The organism is Streptomyces sp. SAS_272, from assembly GCF_052543235.1.
The window spans coordinates 279,472-295,031 of the sequence record NZ_JBMNDR010000001.1 but is presented as its reverse complement, the minus strand read 5'-3'; the positions used below and the strand labels follow the sequence as shown (position 1 = coordinate 295,031).

General features: G+C 69.8%; 23 protein-coding genes and 1 pseudogene. All 24 read right to left on the bottom strand.

What is annotated here, in order from left to right:
* Position 1: 1 nt before the first annotated feature.
* Positions 2-568 carry a hypothetical protein gene (locus ACN6LD_RS01370; RefSeq protein WP_445042261.1) on the bottom strand — a complete coding sequence of 189 codons (567 nt, stop codon included), beginning with the start codon at positions 566-568 and terminating at the stop codon, positions 2-4.
* On the bottom strand, positions 565-1,041 hold the full coding sequence (locus ACN6LD_RS01365) for a hypothetical protein (RefSeq protein ID WP_445042260.1): 477 nt from the start codon (positions 1,039-1,041) through the stop codon (positions 565-567). Before ACN6LD_RS01365 ends, ACN6LD_RS01370 begins: the two co-directional genes overlap by 4 nt.
* A gap of 5 nt (positions 1,042-1,046) precedes the next feature.
* The gene (locus ACN6LD_RS01360) at positions 1,047-2,111 is read right to left on the bottom strand and encodes a major capsid protein (protein WP_445042259.1); all 1,065 of its coding nucleotides are present in this window, start codon (positions 2,109-2,111) and stop codon (positions 1,047-1,049) included.
* Positions 2,112-2,126: 15 nt separating this feature from the next.
* Positions 2,127-2,915, bottom strand: coding sequence for a hypothetical protein (locus ACN6LD_RS01355; protein WP_445042258.1), 789 nt, complete (start codon positions 2,913-2,915; stop codon positions 2,127-2,129).
* A gap of 57 nt (positions 2,916-2,972) precedes the next feature.
* Positions 2,973-4,133: a phage minor capsid protein gene (locus ACN6LD_RS01350; protein ID WP_445042257.1), complete on the bottom strand. Its 1,161-nt coding sequence runs from the start codon at positions 4,131-4,133 to the stop codon at positions 2,973-2,975.
* Between the two features lie 12 nt (positions 4,134-4,145).
* Complete coding sequence (locus ACN6LD_RS01345; protein ID WP_445042256.1) at positions 4,146-5,768, bottom strand: phage portal protein; 1,623 nt, start codon at positions 5,766-5,768, stop codon at positions 4,146-4,148.
* Positions 5,752-5,949, bottom strand: coding sequence for a hypothetical protein (locus ACN6LD_RS01340; protein WP_445042255.1), 198 nt, complete (start codon positions 5,947-5,949; stop codon positions 5,752-5,754). The genes ACN6LD_RS01345 and ACN6LD_RS01340 overlap by 17 nt, the downstream gene beginning before the upstream one ends.
* Positions 5,949-7,241: a PBSX family phage terminase large subunit gene (locus ACN6LD_RS01335; RefSeq protein ID WP_445042254.1), complete on the bottom strand. Its 1,293-nt coding sequence runs from the start codon at positions 7,239-7,241 to the stop codon at positions 5,949-5,951. Before ACN6LD_RS01335 ends, ACN6LD_RS01340 begins: the two co-directional genes overlap by 1 nt.
* 9 nt (positions 7,242-7,250) lie before the next feature.
* Positions 7,251-7,730, bottom strand: coding sequence for a helix-turn-helix domain-containing protein (locus ACN6LD_RS01330; RefSeq protein WP_445042253.1), 480 nt, complete (start codon positions 7,728-7,730; stop codon positions 7,251-7,253).
* A 155-nt stretch (positions 7,731-7,885) separates the two neighbouring features.
* Positions 7,886-8,227, bottom strand: a complete 342-nt coding sequence (locus ACN6LD_RS01325; protein ID WP_445042252.1) for a hypothetical protein — start codon at positions 8,225-8,227, stop codon at positions 7,886-7,888.
* Between the two features lie 237 nt (positions 8,228-8,464).
* Positions 8,465-8,788: a hypothetical protein gene (locus ACN6LD_RS01320; protein WP_445042251.1), complete on the bottom strand. Its 324-nt coding sequence runs from the start codon at positions 8,786-8,788 to the stop codon at positions 8,465-8,467.
* A gap of 10 nt (positions 8,789-8,798) precedes the next feature.
* Complete coding sequence (locus tag ACN6LD_RS01315; protein WP_445042250.1) at positions 8,799-8,978, bottom strand: hypothetical protein; 180 nt, start codon at positions 8,976-8,978, stop codon at positions 8,799-8,801.
* A 143-nt stretch (positions 8,979-9,121) separates the two neighbouring features.
* Positions 9,122-9,769 carry a hypothetical protein gene (locus ACN6LD_RS01310; protein ID WP_445042249.1) on the bottom strand — a complete coding sequence of 216 codons (648 nt, stop codon included), beginning with the start codon at positions 9,767-9,769 and terminating at the stop codon, positions 9,122-9,124.
* A complete protein-coding gene (locus tag ACN6LD_RS01305) occupies positions 9,766-10,287 on the bottom strand; it encodes a hypothetical protein (protein WP_445042248.1) in 522 nt (173 codons plus the stop codon). Before ACN6LD_RS01305 ends, ACN6LD_RS01310 begins: the two co-directional genes overlap by 4 nt.
* A 10-nt stretch (positions 10,288-10,297) precedes the next feature.
* A complete protein-coding gene (locus ACN6LD_RS01300; RefSeq protein WP_445042247.1) occupies positions 10,298-10,450 on the bottom strand; it encodes a hypothetical protein in 153 nt (50 codons plus the stop codon).
* A gap of 12 nt (positions 10,451-10,462) precedes the next feature.
* The gene (locus ACN6LD_RS01295; RefSeq protein WP_445042246.1) at positions 10,463-11,362 is read right to left on the bottom strand and encodes a DUF2637 domain-containing protein; all 900 of its coding nucleotides are present in this window, start codon (positions 11,360-11,362) and stop codon (positions 10,463-10,465) included.
* Positions 11,363-11,651: 289 nt separating this feature from the next.
* Complete coding sequence (locus ACN6LD_RS01290; RefSeq protein WP_445042245.1) at positions 11,652-11,819, bottom strand: hypothetical protein; 168 nt, start codon at positions 11,817-11,819, stop codon at positions 11,652-11,654.
* Positions 11,820-12,280: 461 nt separating this feature from the next.
* Complete coding sequence (locus tag ACN6LD_RS01285; RefSeq protein WP_445042244.1) at positions 12,281-12,973, bottom strand: hypothetical protein; 693 nt, start codon at positions 12,971-12,973, stop codon at positions 12,281-12,283.
* An 87-nt stretch (positions 12,974-13,060) separates the two neighbouring features.
* Entirely contained in the window at positions 13,061-13,324 is a 264-nt protein-coding gene (locus tag ACN6LD_RS01280) for a hypothetical protein (protein WP_445042243.1), read from the bottom strand.
* 20 nt (positions 13,325-13,344) lie between these two features.
* Positions 13,345-13,566 carry a hypothetical protein gene (locus tag ACN6LD_RS01275; protein ID WP_445042242.1) on the bottom strand — a complete coding sequence of 74 codons (222 nt, stop codon included), beginning with the start codon at positions 13,564-13,566 and terminating at the stop codon, positions 13,345-13,347.
* Between the two features lie 2 nt (positions 13,567-13,568).
* Positions 13,569-13,892, bottom strand: coding sequence for a hypothetical protein (locus tag ACN6LD_RS01270; protein ID WP_445042241.1), 324 nt, complete (start codon positions 13,890-13,892; stop codon positions 13,569-13,571).
* On the bottom strand, positions 13,889-14,920 hold the full coding sequence (locus tag ACN6LD_RS01265) for a hypothetical protein (RefSeq protein ID WP_445042240.1): 1,032 nt from the start codon (positions 14,918-14,920) through the stop codon (positions 13,889-13,891). The genes ACN6LD_RS01270 and ACN6LD_RS01265 overlap by 4 nt, the downstream gene beginning before the upstream one ends.
* Positions 14,917-15,252, bottom strand: coding sequence for a hypothetical protein (locus ACN6LD_RS01260; protein WP_445042239.1), 336 nt, complete (start codon positions 15,250-15,252; stop codon positions 14,917-14,919). Before ACN6LD_RS01260 ends, ACN6LD_RS01265 begins: the two co-directional genes overlap by 4 nt.
* Positions 15,249-15,560 (bottom strand): annotated as a pseudogene (locus ACN6LD_RS01255) (hypothetical protein); the annotation flags it as partial. The gene ACN6LD_RS01260 and the pseudogene ACN6LD_RS01255, both read right to left, overlap by 4 nt.

The following is a 15,560-nucleotide window of genomic DNA, read 5'->3' as shown; positions in this document are numbered from 1 at the left end:
CTCAGGTCGCGATGACGAGCGGCACGTGCCGCTTGAAGGCGGGCGTGGCGATCGTCGCCGGGGCGGTAGCCGTCAGGCCAGAGCCCGATGTCTGGGCAAGGTTGCCCTCGCCGGTGAGGACCGGCTTCGCGCCGAGCGACCCCACCAGGGTCGGCACCGTCGTCGCCGTCACCGACAGCGCCGCGTAATAGATGCCGCTCTTGGTGATCCGCTGCGGGGTGGCCATCGCAAGCGTCTTCGCGGTGTCGGCCGCCCACGCCGCGGTGAGCTGGTCCGCCGACTGCGCGAGGAGCGCGCCGGCCCCGTTGTAGAGCGCCGCGAAGTAGTTCGTCGGCGTTCCGGCGGCCGTACCGCCGGAGATGAACGTCAGGTTGGAGATCAGGTCCCCGTCCTGGAGGTACAGGGCGACCGAGCACATTACGCCGGTGGCGGCGGCCGGGACGTCGTCCAGGCCCACGCGGGCCAGGTTCGCCCGGTGGAAGACGACCTCCGGGTCCGGGCGGCCGGCGGAGTTGAGCCAGCCGAGGTCGTTGCGGGGGTTCCCCTTGAACGTGCCGAGCAGCGTCATGCCGGCTGTCCCTTCGTGTCGTCCCCGCCGGCCTGCGGCACCGGGGTGGTCTTCCGCTCGTAGGCGGCGATCTGCTTGCGGTCCTTGCCCGCGGCCTCGGCGGCCTTGATGCGAGCGACCTCCTCGTCGCTGACCTGGTCGAGGTAGGCGATGACGTCGTCCTGGCTGCGCTTGGACGGGTCGTAGTCGACCGGCGTGACCGGCTCCGTCTGGACGCCCATGCCGAAGCCGACCGACGGGGCGGCGCCGTGGCCGAGGTTGGTCAGCGCATCGACGGGCGAGACGATCTCGGTGCTCTCCTCCGTGTCGCCGTCGGCGGGGAAGACGCCGTACGCCTGCCGGCGGAAGTACTCCAGCGCGGCCCTGCCCTCCTTGGTGGAGTCGTCCACGAAGCCGGTGCCCTTGTTGAAGGAGACGCCGACGGACTCGCCCGTGTAGGAGCGGACGGGGGCCTCGATCCGGAACTTGTTCATGCTGGTCACCGCACCTTCACGTTGCGCAGGACGCCGCAGGCCTTGGTGTTCCGCAGGACGGCTGCGACCGGGCCCATCTCGACCTCGCCACTCTTGACGGCGCCGGGCTGGGTGAAGTCCGGCAGGAACGTCTCGACGAGCGGCGTGCCCGCCATGCTCGCGCCGTGGAAGGCGTCCAGGCCCAGGCTCACGGCGTAGATGTCGGTCAGGCCCGTGATGACGCCGCCCGCGCCGCCGCCGTCGACGTCCGCAGAGCGGATCGGGATGATCGGGGCGGAGCCGTCCGCGCGGTCGCCGAGGTCGACGAGGACCCAGTTGCCGTACCGCATGACCACGTTGCCGAACTGGTCCTTCTCGGAGGTGTACTGGTTGGCGCGCCGCGCGAGGCTCTGGATACGGGCGATGCTCTTGGTGTTGCCGAGGATCGCCTTCACGCCGGCAGGGACGGAGCCGTCGGCGCCGGTGTCGCCGGATCCGGTCTGCGAGCCCATGATCCTGGACAGGAAGTCGTCGAGGGCGTCGAACGCCGACATGGCGATGTCCTCGGTCGTCACCGTCGCCGGGGACCAGTCGAGGTAGCCGGAGGTGATGCCCTCGGTGAGTGGCAGGTACTCCGTGGACTGGCCGACGAGCGCCTTGTCCAGGCCGTCGAAGCCGGCGTCGTCGACGGCGGTGTCGCCGAGGATGAGTTCCTGCTGGAAGCGGGTGCGCACCGAGGTGAGCTTCTGCGCCAGCTGGAACGAGATCTCGTTCGAGGCGGCCGGGCCGAGGCGGGCGAGCTTGCGGTCGACCGTGAACGCTCCGCCCAGCGGGTGCAGCTCGACGCTCTTGCGCTCGCGGGTGGCCTGGTTCGGCACGTACTCCTCGTTGAACCGACGGAATGCCGCCGCCGAGGGAGCGAGGAGCCGGGTGTAGCCGTAGGTGAGGGAGCCGCCGCCCGTACCGGGGGTGACGGTGTTGTCCCACACGAAGTTGTTGAGCAGCCAGCTGTTGCGCCGCAGGTTGTCGATGACGGCGAAGTCGATGTCCGCCTGGGTGTTGAGCTGCGCCTGAGCGAGCGTCACGGGCATGGTGATCCTCCGGGATCAGGTCTGGTAGTGGTTCTCGATCGCTCCTGCGAGCGAGCCGCCACGCTTCTTCGCGGCCCCTTCACCGGTGCCGCCGGACAGGTCGGGGCCGGACTTGCCGGCGGTCTGGACGGCGATGGACGGGTTGTCCTTCAGCTCGGCCTTGATGAGGGCATCGAGCTTGTCGCCGAATCCGGACGTGGCCGGGTCGAGCTTGCTGAGGGCGTCGTAGAAGGCGCGGCTGTTGAGGAGGGGGGCGACCTTCACGCCCTGCTTCTCCGCCCGGCCGTACACGGCGAGCTGGGCCGTGAGGTCGCGGATGGTCGCGTCCTTGGTCTCGATGACCTTCGCGGACTCCTGCTCGGCGGCCGTGCGGCCTGCCTTCTCGGCGTCCTCGACCGCCTTCTCCTGGGCGCTGAGGTTCTGCTGCCGGATCTTCTCCAGCTCAGCGAGCGCGGCCTTGCCCTTGTCGGCCTCGGCCTTGTTCTCCTTGGCGCGCTCTTCCCACTTGCGTGCGTGTGCCTTCCAGTCGTCGTCCTTACCGGATCCGGACTCGCTGGATCCCTGTTCGGACTGCTGTCCGCCCTGCCCAGCCGCGGCGTTGCCGCCTTCGGATCCGCCCTGCCCGGACTCGCCAGACTCACCGGATCCGGACTGTCCGCCGGACTCGGAGCCGCCTTCGCCCTCGCTGCTGCCACCCGCGATGGCGTAGATCGGCGCGCCGTTGCGGCGGTAGCCCAGTACGTCCAGTGCGGAGTGCGTCGCCAACGGGTGCCTGAAGGACGAGCGCGTGAAAGGGACCTGCATGGTGATCTTCTCCCGTTTCGGGTTGCCCGGGCGCCGTGCGGCGGCCGGAAGTCTGTGTCAGCGCACGGCCTGCCGGGCCGGGCGGGCCGGTCGCTCGGCTGTCGCGGGCCGTGCGGCCGCGTCGATCTGTTCGCGGTGCGACTTGCGCGGCAGGCCGGTGTCCGCGGTCAGCTCACGAATGCGTTTCTGGTAGTCCCGCACCCGCGCGTTCGCCTTCGCCCTGTTGCCGTCGTCCACCGCGCCGGCCGCGCGTCGCTTCCAGGCACGGACCTGGCGCTCGAGGTAGCGCTGTTGCTGCGACTGCTCGTACGTCGCTCGCGTCCGGTCAGCCTTCGGCGCCGGCGGGCGGGTCAGGCCCGGGAGGTAGCTGGCCACGCTGTGACGGCAGTTCGGGTGGAACAGCCCAGCTGCGCGAGCCTCCGGCAGGCTGCCGGCCACGCGGACGGACACCATCTGGTCGTCCTCGGTGGCGTGCTCGGCTTCGATCGTCTGCGGCCCGCCAAGCCCTTCTCGGGTGAGGATCTTGCCCTCCCACGGCTTGCAGCGGGGGCACTCCTCGGGGGCGTCGGAAACGATGACCAGGTCCACCCCGTACGCGGCGAGCTGGTCGGTGTGCGCCTGCACGGCGGCGCGGCCGAGGGCGGATCGGGTCGCCATCTCCGTGTAGGAGGTGAGGCTCCATGCCCGCCCGGACCGGTCGACGAAGCCGGTCACCCCGCGGTCCGCGAACCGGTTCAGGGCCCGCTCAGCCGTCCCGCGGCGCGTGGACGCTCCCAGCAGGGGCGCGGACGTGGCCTCGGCGATGACCTGCCGGTACACGTCCATCCCCGTGCGGAGGATCCGCACGTGCGTCGCCCCGGTCTCCTGCACCAGCGCCGAAGCCAACCGATCGACCGCGCGGGTGCCCGCCGGAATCACCGCCACCGTCGGGGCGAGAGCGCCCAGTTCGACCACGGCCGCCTGGGTGCCGCGGTTGTACGCCTCGGCGACCGCCGTGTGGATGGCTCCGGCCGCGTCAGTCTGCAGGGCGGCGATGACGTCCTCGATCGCTGTGCGGAGGTGGCCGATAGCTCGGAGCTTGAGTTCGGCCCACAGTGGCGAGTCGAGACCTTCAGCGAGAGCTCGCGTCACCTTGTCGATCACCGCGAGTTCGGCTTGCTCGTACAGCTTGGAGACGGCGGCCGCGAGGTCCTCTGCCATGTCCGGGCTGACCGGCATGCCGCCTCCCCGCTACTCCGCGGCACCGGCCTCCGCCGCCGCGGTGGCTTCCGCCGGTTGCTCGCCGTCGTCTGGGGGCTGCTCGCCGAACTGCGGCCGGTCCGCGCCGAAGGTGAGCGGGTCCTCGACCAGGCGGCCGGTCTCCTTCTGGATCCGGCGGACTTCCTCCGCCTGCTCCTGCTCGTCCCAGTCCGGGTGCAAGAGCGCGACCTTGACCTCTGTCGAGGCGGCCTCTGCCTGCTGGAGCAGAGCGGCGGTCTCCGCGAGGGTCTTCAGGTCGTCCTGGACTGAGTCCTGGAAGACCACGTCCGGCCGCTCGACTTCGACGTCGCCGTAGCCTGGGAACATCCCGGACGCCAGGAGCATCAGGTACGCCTCGGTGATGTCCGCGATCCCGGGGACGGCCAGCTCGGCCTTCCGTGCCCGGGTCGACATCGACCGTGCGTTGCGTGCCTTGATTTCCGTGGCCGTGGTGGCTGGCCCGGACGTGTCGTCGCCGAACGTGCCAGAGCTGTAGCCGGCGTTGCGGACGACCTTGCCCACCAGCTCCTCGATCGTGGCCCGATGCTCCTCGTGGCGAATCAGGAACTGGTTCGGGGTGATCGCCTGCTCGCTGTTGGGCGGCACGTTCAACGGCGCGTAGACCTCGCGGTCTTCCCACACCGCCCCGAGCCCGGGCCCGTTGGCCATCAGGTAGCCGGCCGGGACGATGATCCGGCTCTTGGCGAGGCGGATGTCCCTCATCCACGAGGTGTACGTCTCGTCGACCGAGCTGAGGAACGTCTCCGCACCCTGGTAGTCGCTGGTACCCAATCCGGCCGCGCCGGGGATGTCGCGCCAGTCCGGGGCGAACATCGTGTTCGGGATGTACGAGACGAGGAGCTTCCGCTCCATCCCGGCGGGCAGCTGACGGACTGGCGCGTACGCCTTCGTCTGCTCGAATTCCTCCAGCCCGCGGGACTTGCCGAGATTCTCCTCGGTGCCGTCGTAAACGCCGTGCAGCACGAACCCGGGCTCGTGGCGCTCCAGGTGGCGGACGACGCGCTGCCCTTCGCAGGCGATGACGGTCCAGAACGTGACCGCCTTCAGAACGTCGCCGTGCGCGAACTCTGGTGCGGCGCCGTCGGCGTGGACGAGGGAGATCCACGGCCGGTCGCTGACCTCGACGTCCCACACAATCCGCAGGTACGCGCCACCGAGAGCGGCCCCGCTCTCGCCAGCGGCGATGAGGGTGCGCTTCAGGCCGAGGTCCATCAGCTGCTCGAGCCGCTCCTGAGCGGTGGTGTTCCCGTCGCTGACTTTGAGGGCCGGCGGCTCGGAGTACAGGAGGTCGCTGCTGGTGCGGGCGACGTCGCGGGCGAGCGGCATGTGGAGGTTGGCGCGCTTCTCGCCGTAGGGGGTGGGCTCGCCCCAGAACCAGCGGGCGATGGTACCGACGAGGCCGCCGCGGTACTGGGAGGGCCGGTTCTGGATCTGGCCGGGCTGGCCTGTGGCGTACGAGCGGGTGCCGCGGTTGCGGTAGCGGTAGGCGAGCCGGTCGGGGTTGGCGGAGAGCCAGGCGGCCCAGTCCTCCAGGTCGGAGCGGATCGCGGGGTGGATCGGCGGCCAGGGGGTGCCCTTACTTGGGAGCGGCATCGCTGTCCTCCCTCGCTGCTGCTTCCATCGCGGCCACTGCCTCGCGCAGCACTGCGGCGATGTGCGACGTGGTTAGCGTGATCTTCCCGTCCGAATCCGCAGAGAGTTCGATCGTCCCAATCTGCCCCGGGTCGTTGTTTCCGAGGGACAGGTAGACGGGGATCGAGAGTTCCGCGGCCATCAGGCAGCCACCTCCAAGTTCGCGCGGACCAGGTGCCGCCACTCATGGGCGGTTGAGTGCAGCCCGTACCGGAGGGCGTCGACCGAGTGGTCGTCGACCTTCAGCGGGGCGTCGTCCCCGGCTTTCGCAGCCTTGTCGTCCCAGGCGTACGAGGGGAGCTCGGCGAGGAGACCGGCACAGGAGCGGTGGACATACAGGAGGTCGGAGCCAAGCGCCACGGAAACCGAGCGGATGCCGTCCTTGACCTCGTTGTTCGCCCTCGCCACACCTGGCACGTTGTCGGACCAGAGCTGCGTCATGAAGCTGGAGGCGCTTGGGTCGACGAAGATCCATTGCGGCTGGACGCCCTGCTGACCGCGGTGCTGGAACTCCGCCAGCCACTTCCGCACTGCGACGCTGTACTGGGCGTCGGTCAGCTGACGGCGTGCAACGCGGGAGTCGTGCCGGTACTCGGAGGCGACGTACAGCCGGTCGTCGGTCCCGACGCCCAGGAGCACCGCGGAGAAGGGGTTGATGGTGCCGTAGTCCAGGCCGACGCACATCCAGTGCCGGACGTCGGGCACGACGTCGATGACGTGCTTGGTCTCGTCGAACATGTCGTAGACGACACCTTCGGCCAGGCACCATTCGCCGAGGACGAACCGCCGGTAGAAGAGACCCTGATATTCGATCTTGAGGTTGGCGACGTAGGCCGGCGGCAGGTAGGGGTTGTCGTGCAGGCTGAAGGAGAACCGGTGGAGGTCGAGCGCCTTCGGGTCCTCGGACATCACCTCGGACCCGTCGCGGCGGACGTGGAGGCGGGCGCGGTCCAGGAACTTCTTCTTCAACCAGTGGTTCGGGCCTTCAGGGTTCGTGGTGCCGAACCACTGTGCTCCCTCGACGGAGAGGCGGGTGCCGAGCATCGAGAAGAAGCTCTCGGGGAACGTCGTGACCTCGTCCAGGTAGGCGCCCGCGAGCGTGAGCCCCTTGATCTTGTCGGCGGCCCGCTCGTCGTTGGCGCCGGCCACATAGATGGTGCGGCCGAAGATGACGACTTCGCCTGCCCCGGCCCTGAACTTGCAGCGCTTCACGCCGACCATCTGCACGATGACGTCGATGATGTTGCGCTTCAGGGTGCGCTCCGTCTTGCCGACCATGAGGAGCGCGCCGGGCGGGCCGGTGCGGATGTAGCGCAGCCAGACCATGATCGAGCTGATCGTTTTCGAGGAGCGGACGGCGCCTTCCCACAGGTTTCCGCGGGCGGTGGCGAGCTGGGTGGAGCGCAGCTGCTTGCCGACGAGGGCGTCGTACATGCTCGCCCCCTAGCTGCCGCCCATCATCCCCTTCAGCCAGGCGTCGACCGCGGCGAGGCCCTCGGCGTCCTGCTCGGGTGGGGCAAGCTTCAGTGAGCGGTCCACGGCGGTCGCGACCATAGCCATGTAGGCGCGCTTGTCGGCCGGGGTGGGCTCTGGGGCGTCGTGGGTGTCGAAGTCGTGCTCTTTGCCGCCCCAGTCCCAGTAGGTGTGCGGCTGGTTGATCTTCTTGATCTCCCGCTCGGCGAGGTCCTGGAGCTCGATGGCGAAGCGTGCGCGGCGGTCTGCGAGGTCGGCCTGTCGGATCTCGGTGGCCTGCCGGACTTCGGCGGCCCGGGAGAAGGAGAGGCCGAGGCTCTTGGCGATGGTGCTGATGGTGCGGCCGCCGCGGCCGAGGATCTCGGCGATCTCGTTGCGGCCTTTGCCCTCGGCGTGCAGCTCGCGTACGCGCTGGCGCTCTTCGTCGGTGACCGGCTTGGCGGCGCCCATGGCGGTCACCCCCCTGGACATGGCAGAGGCCCGCGCGGTGGCGGGCCTCCTGTGGTGCGCTCGGGGCGCGAGCTGCGAAGTTTCAGTGTCCGGGCACGCCGGACTTGCGCCCAGGATGGATCACTCGGTCCTGGAAAGCAACTACGTCATGCGGTTCAGGACTTCCAGCCGGCGTCGAGGCAGGACTGGGCGAAGGCATCGGCGCCGATCTGCCAGGCGGAGGCTGAGGCTTCGGAGCCTCGGGCGAGGACGGTTGCGTTGTCGGCGATGCCGTTCGTCTTGCTGGACTGGGCCCACTTGTTGACCTTGTTCGCGAGGTCGATGCGGGCCTGGGTGGTCTGGGCGGCCTTGTAGCCGTGGGCGAAGTCGTCGCAGGCGAAGCCAGCTTCTGTGTCGAGCTTCTTCGGGTCGGCCGGCTTGTTGCTGTCGCTGCTGGAGCAGGCGGTCAGGGCGAGTGCTGCGATGGCTGCGGCAGCGGCGGCGTGGTGGATGCGCATGGTTCCCCTAGGGCGGTGTGTCCGAGAGGGGCATCATGGCGGCAGTTGTGGTGCTGTCGTGCGGGTGTGGCGGTTCTGTGACGTTCCTCCGGTGCCGTGACGCCCGTCAGCGCCGTCATGACGGGGTCGTGCGAAGGCCCCATCGCCTCGGAGGGAAACGATGGGGCCCGAGCGCCCGGCACGGGGCACCTGATGCGTGGTCGCGCAGTCCTAGTGTGGCAGCGCAGCCCGACGAAATCACGGACGTGCGAAGAAGCCGGACGGCACGGGCAGGAACGGAATGTAGGGCAAGCCGTGCACGTGGTCGTGGAGGCAGCGCCTGGCCTCCTCGTAGATGTGCGCCTCGGGCAGCAGCCATCCGGCGGCGGCCGCGCGAACGTCCGCCAGGGCCTTGGCCGCCTTCTCCTCGTCGATCTGCAAGGCCTGGGCCAGGTGCTTGTACTGGAGGTCAAAGGCCTCGCGTTCGGCGGCATCGGCGAGGGCTTGGACGCACGCGGTGTACGGGGCGAAGAGACGCCCGGTGGACGCGGCGCGCAGCTCGGCGGTCGTGGGGAAGTGCACCGCTACTCCTTCAGTCGTCGTTCTCGCTGAGGATGATCTCGACTTCCTTGATCTTCCCGCTGTACGACAGCTCGGCACGAACGTTGCGGTCGCCGGCGATGCCGGCCTTGCGCGCGTCGTCGACGAATGCGGCGAGCTCGTCGAGGGTCATGTCCTTGGCGGCGCCGGTGGCCCGGAGTGATGTCGGCACGGATCCATGGTGGCGTACGTCGGCCCCGCCGCGGGAGGGAATCCGCGACGAGGCCGGGGGTGCCGGGGGTCAGTGGCCGCAGTTCTCGGTCCACCAGCCGCACTTGGCGCAGTACTCGTGGACGGCGCGGATGAGGCGGAGGATCATGACACCCCCTTGTCGGTGCTGGTGCGCCGGTGGGTGTCGGCGAGGTCGTAGATGATGAGACCGCCGTCGGTGCGCTCTACACGGATCCCCTCTCCTGGCCCCTCTCCGGTGCCGTTGTTGCCGTTGCCGTTGCCGCCTGACCTGCAACAACAACCGTCACCGTGAGAGTCGGCAGCGACGGGAGAAGGGGCGGGCGGGATGGCCTCCTTACGTACGGCTGGCCCATTCCCCTCTCGCGTGCGCGAAGGCTTCCAGGAGATGCCGGCCTCGTTGAGGAGCGCCTTCACAGCCTTGGTGTCGGGGAGTCCCAGGTCCTTCTGGAGGCGGGTAAGAAGGACGCCCTTGTCGTCGCCGACGAGGCGGCGAAGGGCGGCGGCGACGTCGGGCTGCTCGGCCTCCTCCTGGTCCTCGCTCTCGTCCTTGCGGCGACCGGCCTGCCATGCCCGGGCTTTCTGCCAGGCGACGGTGCCGAGGACTCCGACGACGACGTAGGCCACCTCGGGGAAGGCGACGACGATCCGCCAGGCCGTCACCGAGCCGACCACCACGAGGGCCACGAAAGAACTGCGGCTCGGTTCGTCGCTCTCCCCCGCCGGGTCCTCGGACGGCTCGGCAGGCTCTTCGGCGACCACATGGAACTTCACAACAGCCCCGTCACGTAGTCGCCAGCCCATGACAAAGAGGGCGCGACGAGGAAGCCCACGACTCCAGCGATGCTCGAGGCGAGGCCGAGAGCGATGCCGGCGAAGATCTGGCGGACGAAGTCCCAGCGGAAGCCGCGACGGCTGCACACGGCGACGATCACGACGGTGATGATGATGATGGCCGCGTGTCCACCGGGGGTGAGGGCCAGGTGCGAGGCGCGGGTGACGGTCGGCGTGGCTGCTCCGAGGCCGTAGACGAGGACGATGTCGCCGACCTGGTTGGTGCCCCAGAGGGACCAGTCGGCGAGGCCGCCGATGATGCCGCCGGCGGACAGGATGAGCAGCGCGCCGTACGCCAGGCAGAGCAGCTGCGGCAGGAGCGCCTGCACGGCCTTGAGGGAGAGACGCTTCTTGTGTGCAGTCCACCAGCGGGTGAAGTCCCAGGCGAACAGGGACAGTCCGACGGTGACGCCGCCGAGGGAGACGAGTCCGTAGACGGGGATGGCGAGCGGGGTCATTCGGGATTCCTCAGCGGTACATGGCGACGCCGAGCGCCGCGAAAGTCAGAATGAGCGCGACCGTCCCGTTGATCCGCGGGATGTCGCTGGGGGCCACCAGGGCCAGACCGGCGAGCGCGAGGAGTGCGCACGCAGCGCAGAGCACGCCGATGACGGCGGTCACGGCGGCGTACGGCTAGGCGCTGATGGCGACGGGCGCTGGCGGCAGCTGCGCGAGGTGCGGCTCGTGGGCCTCGACCTCGGTGCGTAGGGTGCCGCGGATCGCGCCGTCGGACGGGGCCTCGTAGCCGGCCGCGACGAGGGCCTCGCGCATCGCCTTCGTGCCCGGGCGAGACGGCGGGGCCGTGTTGTACAGGGCGCGGATCACGGCGCAGCGTGCGTCGGTGTACCGGATCGGCGCGGGAGGCTGCGGGACGGTCGGGGCCTGGGCGACGGGCGGGGCCACGATCGGCAGGACGCGCGCGCCGCGGGGCACAACCGGCTGCGGCAGGCGCGCGGCCGACAGCGCGGGGGTAAGCGGGGCCGCGGGCACGGGCATCTTGGGCGGGGTCGGCGGCGTGACGGGGGCCGTCACGTTGGGTGCATTCACCCGGTCTACGCTGGTCACGGTCGTCGTGACGGGCGTCTCGACAGCAGCGAGCAGGCGGTAGAGCTGGTTCATCAGCGCGCCGAACGCCAGGAGAGAGGCCACAGGCGGGACGGCCGCGACGACGTAGTCGAGGGCCTGGGCGCCTTCGCCGACGCCTGCGATGTTCAGGGCGATGGATCCGCCGGCGCCGAAGATGACCAGGCTGATGGCCCACCAGTCGAGGCGGCGTGCGAGGGCCGCGCGCAGGATGAGGACTTCGCCGGCGGCGTAGAACAGGTCGAGGGTGGCGGGCCAGGCCCAGGCGCGGATCGGGTCGTCTGCGAAGCCGTGGCGGGCGCCGACGTCGTGGAGGTGCTCGTAGGAGAGCCAGAGGGAGACGCCAGTGAGGAGGAAGATCAGGGCCGCGGCGGTGACTGCGAGTGACACGACGGCGCGGGGGTGGATGGTGCGGGGGCGGGTGGGCGCACTAGGGTGCAGCTCAGCCATGGGAGGTCACTCTCCGGTGGTCAGAGCCTCGGCCGGAGTTGCAGTCTCCGCGTCCGGGGCTCGCTTAGTTCCTGGAGGTGACGCCCTGCGGGGGGCATCTGCCGCCTTGACGGTACCGCGCGATGCGCGGGTGGTTCTACGGGTTCAACGATCCAGCGCTGACGGGGTGTCGACGGGCGTCACGGCGCCTTGCACTGAGGCATGTCGGCTGCGACGGAGTCGCCCGTCGCGGGGATGTCGCGACGGGCGGCTCGTCCCGATGACTGTCGATCGAGCCCGGGTTTCGGCGTCAGGTGCGGTTAGTGCGGACGAACTTGGCGATCGACATGCTCATCGTGAAGAACACGGCGGCCGCGGCGAAACCGGTTGCGGTGGCTGCGTACAGGGTCTGGTCACCGGCGATGCCGCCGAAGAGGCCGGCAATGAAGCCAGCGTTCCCGGAGGCGAGCCCAAGCAACGTGACGAGAGTCGCGCCAGATACCGGCGACGGCTGGGACGCGGCGTGTGTAGGGTCCATTCTGGGTCCAGTCTTCTTGCAGGGATGGTGGCCCACCAGGGCCCGTCGGAGCGACCTCTCACAGCTCCCCGACGGGCCCTTGCGGTTGGATGAATCTTCCTGCGGGCGCAGGTACGAACACCAACCCGATCAAGGCTTCTGAGACTCATCCCACACTTTCCCCAAACCGCGCATTCAGGACATCTCCTGATGGTGCGTCAGGCGACCTGACCATCCATCCGGGGAACACCCCAGATCAGACGGCACACGGACCAACGGACGCGTCCTTCCGGCGCGGGACAACCCCATCGCGATCGCCTTTCAGCGGTGCAGCTTTTGGGGGTAACTCTCGGCACCTCGCGTCGTTCAGAGCGGTTATATGTCCGCCTGCGAGGAGGCGGTTTCGGCTGCGCGACAGGCCTTTATGACTCCGTGTCGCCGGTCCAGGCTCGTCCGCAGCCGCGACATCGGACGGTAGGGGCCTGGCCGTCGCCGCCCTCGATGCGCAGCACTCCTCGGCAGTTGGGACACGGCCGCTCAAGGACCTGTGTCTGCCGGGCCATCTCGAGCGCACGGACGACTGCGCGGGCGGCGCGGCCGGCCACACTCTGGACCTCCTCGCGCTGGACGCCGGTCAGCATCCGGAAGGGCCCGGGAGCGTCCTCAACCCGGGCAAGGAGCCAGGCCGCGGCGAACGGGGCGCTGCGCCGGCGTGGGTCGGTGTACGACCAGCGGCGAGCGTCGGCGGTGTCGGCCAGGGCGAGCGCCGCGAGCTGGAGGCCGACAGTGTCGGTCCGGTTGGTGATGGGCGGGCGGCTGACGGCGGGGCGCTGGACGGCGCCGGCGATGTGGTCGGTGGTGTCGATGAGCCAGGCGTCGATGCTGGTCATGGTGTCGAGGATGGCGATGCGGAGGGGTGCGGTGGTGGTGCCGATCTGGTCCGGTGAGCGCTCGAGGGCGCGGAGTGCGCGGGCCTCGTCGTCGGCCTTGAGGTGTTCGTGAAGTCGGGCGATGCCCATGACGGGGGGCCAGGTGTCGGCCTGCTGGGTGCCGAGGCTGGCCTGGAGGTCGGTCCAGTGGTTGATGACGGTGTGGAGGTGGGTGGCGGTGGTCATCGTGACTCCTGGGGCGTTCGAGGTACGGTGATCACTGCCGGGGGCGCGCTGGTCTGGCGAGACGTGAAGCGCGCCCCTTCTGCATGCTCAGGGGCGAGGCAGGCCTGGGCAGTAGACGGCGTTCTCGCCAGGGCCGTAGGGCCAGGTGTGGGCGCCGTGCTCCTTGTTGAAGCTGCACTGCCGCTCCGCTGTGGTCGGCTTGATCGCCACGCTGATGCGGTGTGCGAGGCCGCGCGCGAGACGACCCTCCGGGTTGATAGATCGCGGCTCCTTCAGAACGACGTCGGCGAGAGCCTGGACCCTGGCGAGGGCCTCGCGCTGCGCGGTATAGGCGTCGAGCAGGGCGTCCATGGACTGCTGGGTAGGCACGGTCAGTGCTCCCAGGTGATGTCGTTGGCGGCGAAGGCGCGGACGATGGCCGGGTCGTCGAGGAACAGCTGGAGGCTGTCGAGTTCGGTGTCCCAGTCCTCGGCCTGGAGGTCGGCGATCAGCTTGGTGAGCGTCTTCTCCTTCACCTCGTCGGGTGCGCCGGCCTCGATGAGGGCGCGGGCGACGGGGTTGAAGAAGGTGAGTCCTGCGCTACCGAATCCCATGGTCAGCGTCTCCTTCGTGCGGGCCCGTACGGGGACTGCCAAGCGGGGCGGTCGGGTGTCGGCCGAAGCGCGGCAGCGTAGGCCTGTCCGGCCGCGGTCGCAGCGTGCAGCTGGTCGACGATCTGGGCTGCGCACCGGGCGTACCGGGCGCCGACCTGGCGAGCGAACGCCGCAACGAACCGGGCGTACTGCTCCTGTACCTCGGCGAGGCTCAGCACCTGGCGCTCGGCGGCGTCCTCCAGCTCGGCGTGGAGCTCGACGGAGACGACGCCCGGTACTTCTTGCCACTCGCCATCCTCGCCGAGGACTTCCAGACGGGTCGTCATGACGGGTCCCCGTTGGGCTCGCCGAGCACGGCGTGCCGGAGCTCCAGGAGTCGTTTGTCCCACCATCGGGAGATCGAGGTGCCGAGCGGTGGCGGGCCGGCCTTGCACCAGCGCTCGTACAGGTCGATGACGCGGTTCACGTCAGCGACGAGAGCGGCGGGGTGGAGCTCGCCGAGGAAGCTGGTGGCCGGCAGGACGACGGCCAGGACGGCGTCCGCCATGTCTCCGAACACCTCGCGATCTGCTGCGTACGCGTCGGGCCAGGCGGGGTCTCGGGGCGGGCGCTCGCGCTCGTACAGGGCTGCGGCGATCTGGTCGCGCAGCTGCTGGGCTGGGTCGATGCCAGCGCAGGCGCGGTCCGGCTGCTCCTCGCAGGGGCTGCCGTGGCCGACGTGGTCTGCGGCCTTCGAGCCGCCTAGGTCGGCGTTGACGCTGGTGACGGCCGTCGTGACGGGGGCGTCGAGGGCCATCTCGATACGCTTCGCGTAGTCGGTGGCGATGCCGTGGGGGCTGCACCAGGTGTGCATGTCAGCTGCCAGGGCGCGCACCCGCTCGATGGCGGACTGGGCGGCCTCGAGCTCGGGCACGAGGGTTTTCACGTGCCGCAGGTTGCTGGCTGCGACCGCGCGCGCGGTGTCGGCCTCGCGCATCTCGGCCTCGACCTGGTTGCGCAGCAGTTCGGCCGCGCTGGTTCCGAGGATGCCGCGCCGGCCGAGCTGCTCCAGGCGCTCGCGGATGTTGGACCGGCGCCCGGCACGACGGGCGTCCTCGTCCTCCTGGGCGGGCGGCCGGGGTGGGAGGTTGCCCGCCAGGTACGCCTCGCCGATGGCGGACGACAGCCGCTGCACCATCCGCTCCAGTGAGGCCTCCGCGGTGCCTCCGTCGAGGATCTCCACGGAGGCCGCGAGGCCCGACAGCATGCCGGAGAGGAAGGCCTGCACGTGTGGGGAACCACTCGTGGCCTGGTGCTTCATCTCCTCCATGAGAGCCTTGATGTGCGTGCGGACGCGGTCGTTGGGCTGGCTCATCGCTTGTCCCCCTGGCGGTCGAGGTCGGTGATGATCGCCTGGCAGACCGCGGCGATCTGCACCAGCTCGACACGGAGCTTCGCGAGGTCGGATTCCGCGCCGGCCTCGTACGTCTCCTCCAGGAGGATCGTCATCCAGCAGCGCTCATTCGGGTTGGTGTTCAGCCCGCGCAGGCCCTGGGCGAGGTCCGCGAACAGGGCGACGGAGTGCATGCCCTGCACGATCGGATGATGCTGGTCGCCGAACTTGGTGATCTGGCGCTGTCGTTCAGCGTCTACGAGCTCGGCGAAGTTGCGCATGCCGGCCGTGGTGAAGAGGACTGGATAGCTCACGGGTTGCTCCAGAGGTCGAGGCTGGCGGTGATGCGGTGGAACGTGTCCGTGCAGCGGCGGCTGTCGTGCGCTGCACCGTCGCTGCGGCGGGCGAGCATGCAGCACGGGATCAACGGCGCAGGCTGCTCGCCGTCTACACGGCGCCGCTCCCAGTCATGCTCGGCGGTCTGGCGGTGGTGGGCGGCTTGGTAGCAGCGGGCCACCCAGGCGAGGACTGCGGCGGCGTACAGGCCGGTCGCCGCGAGGAACGGGTGCGCGGGGAGGGCGTGGAGGCTGGCTGCGGTTGTGCCGCCCCCGCCCAAGACGAC

Excerpts from the sequence above, each read along its gene's own strand:
- ACN6LD_RS01370 (WP_445042261.1), bottom strand. The coding sequence starts at position 568 with ATGACGCTGCTCGGCACGTTCAAGGGGAACCCCCGCAACGACCTCGGC.
- ACN6LD_RS01365 (WP_445042260.1), bottom strand. The coding sequence starts at position 1,041 with ATGAACAAGTTCCGGATCGAGGCCCCCGTCCGCTCCTACACGGGCGAG.
- ACN6LD_RS01360 (WP_445042259.1), bottom strand. The coding sequence starts at position 2,111 with ATGCCCGTGACGCTCGCTCAGGCGCAGCTCAACACCCAGGCGGACATC.
- ACN6LD_RS01355 (WP_445042258.1), bottom strand. The coding sequence starts at position 2,915 with ATGCAGGTCCCTTTCACGCGCTCGTCCTTCAGGCACCCGTTGGCGACG.
- ACN6LD_RS01350 (WP_445042257.1), bottom strand. The coding sequence starts at position 4,133 with ATGCCGGTCAGCCCGGACATGGCAGAGGACCTCGCGGCCGCCGTCTCC.
- ACN6LD_RS01345 (WP_445042256.1), bottom strand. The coding sequence starts at position 5,768 with ATGCCGCTCCCAAGTAAGGGCACCCCCTGGCCGCCGATCCACCCCGCG.
- ACN6LD_RS01340 (WP_445042255.1), bottom strand. The coding sequence starts at position 5,949 with ATGGCCGCGGAACTCTCGATCCCCGTCTACCTGTCCCTCGGAAACAAC.
- ACN6LD_RS01335 (WP_445042254.1), bottom strand. The coding sequence starts at position 7,241 with ATGTACGACGCCCTCGTCGGCAAGCAGCTGCGCTCCACCCAGCTCGCC.
- ACN6LD_RS01330 (WP_445042253.1), bottom strand. The coding sequence starts at position 7,730 with ATGGGCGCCGCCAAGCCGGTCACCGACGAAGAGCGCCAGCGCGTACGC.
- ACN6LD_RS01325 (WP_445042252.1), bottom strand. The coding sequence starts at position 8,227 with ATGCGCATCCACCACGCCGCCGCTGCCGCAGCCATCGCAGCACTCGCC.
- ACN6LD_RS01305 (WP_445042248.1), bottom strand. The coding sequence starts at position 10,287 with ATGACCCCGCTCGCCATCCCCGTCTACGGACTCGTCTCCCTCGGCGGC.
- ACN6LD_RS01295 (WP_445042246.1), bottom strand. The coding sequence starts at position 11,362 with ATGGCTGAGCTGCACCCTAGTGCGCCCACCCGCCCCCGCACCATCCAC.
- ACN6LD_RS01285 (WP_445042244.1), bottom strand. The coding sequence starts at position 12,973 with ATGACCACCGCCACCCACCTCCACACCGTCATCAACCACTGGACCGAC.
- ACN6LD_RS01280 (WP_445042243.1), bottom strand. The coding sequence starts at position 13,324 with ATGGACGCCCTGCTCGACGCCTATACCGCGCAGCGCGAGGCCCTCGCC.
- ACN6LD_RS01275 (WP_445042242.1), bottom strand. The coding sequence starts at position 13,566 with ATGGGATTCGGTAGCGCAGGACTCACCTTCTTCAACCCCGTCGCCCGC.
- ACN6LD_RS01270 (WP_445042241.1), bottom strand. The coding sequence starts at position 13,892 with ATGACGACCCGTCTGGAAGTCCTCGGCGAGGATGGCGAGTGGCAAGAA.
- ACN6LD_RS01265 (WP_445042240.1), bottom strand. The coding sequence starts at position 14,920 with ATGAGCCAGCCCAACGACCGCGTCCGCACGCACATCAAGGCTCTCATG.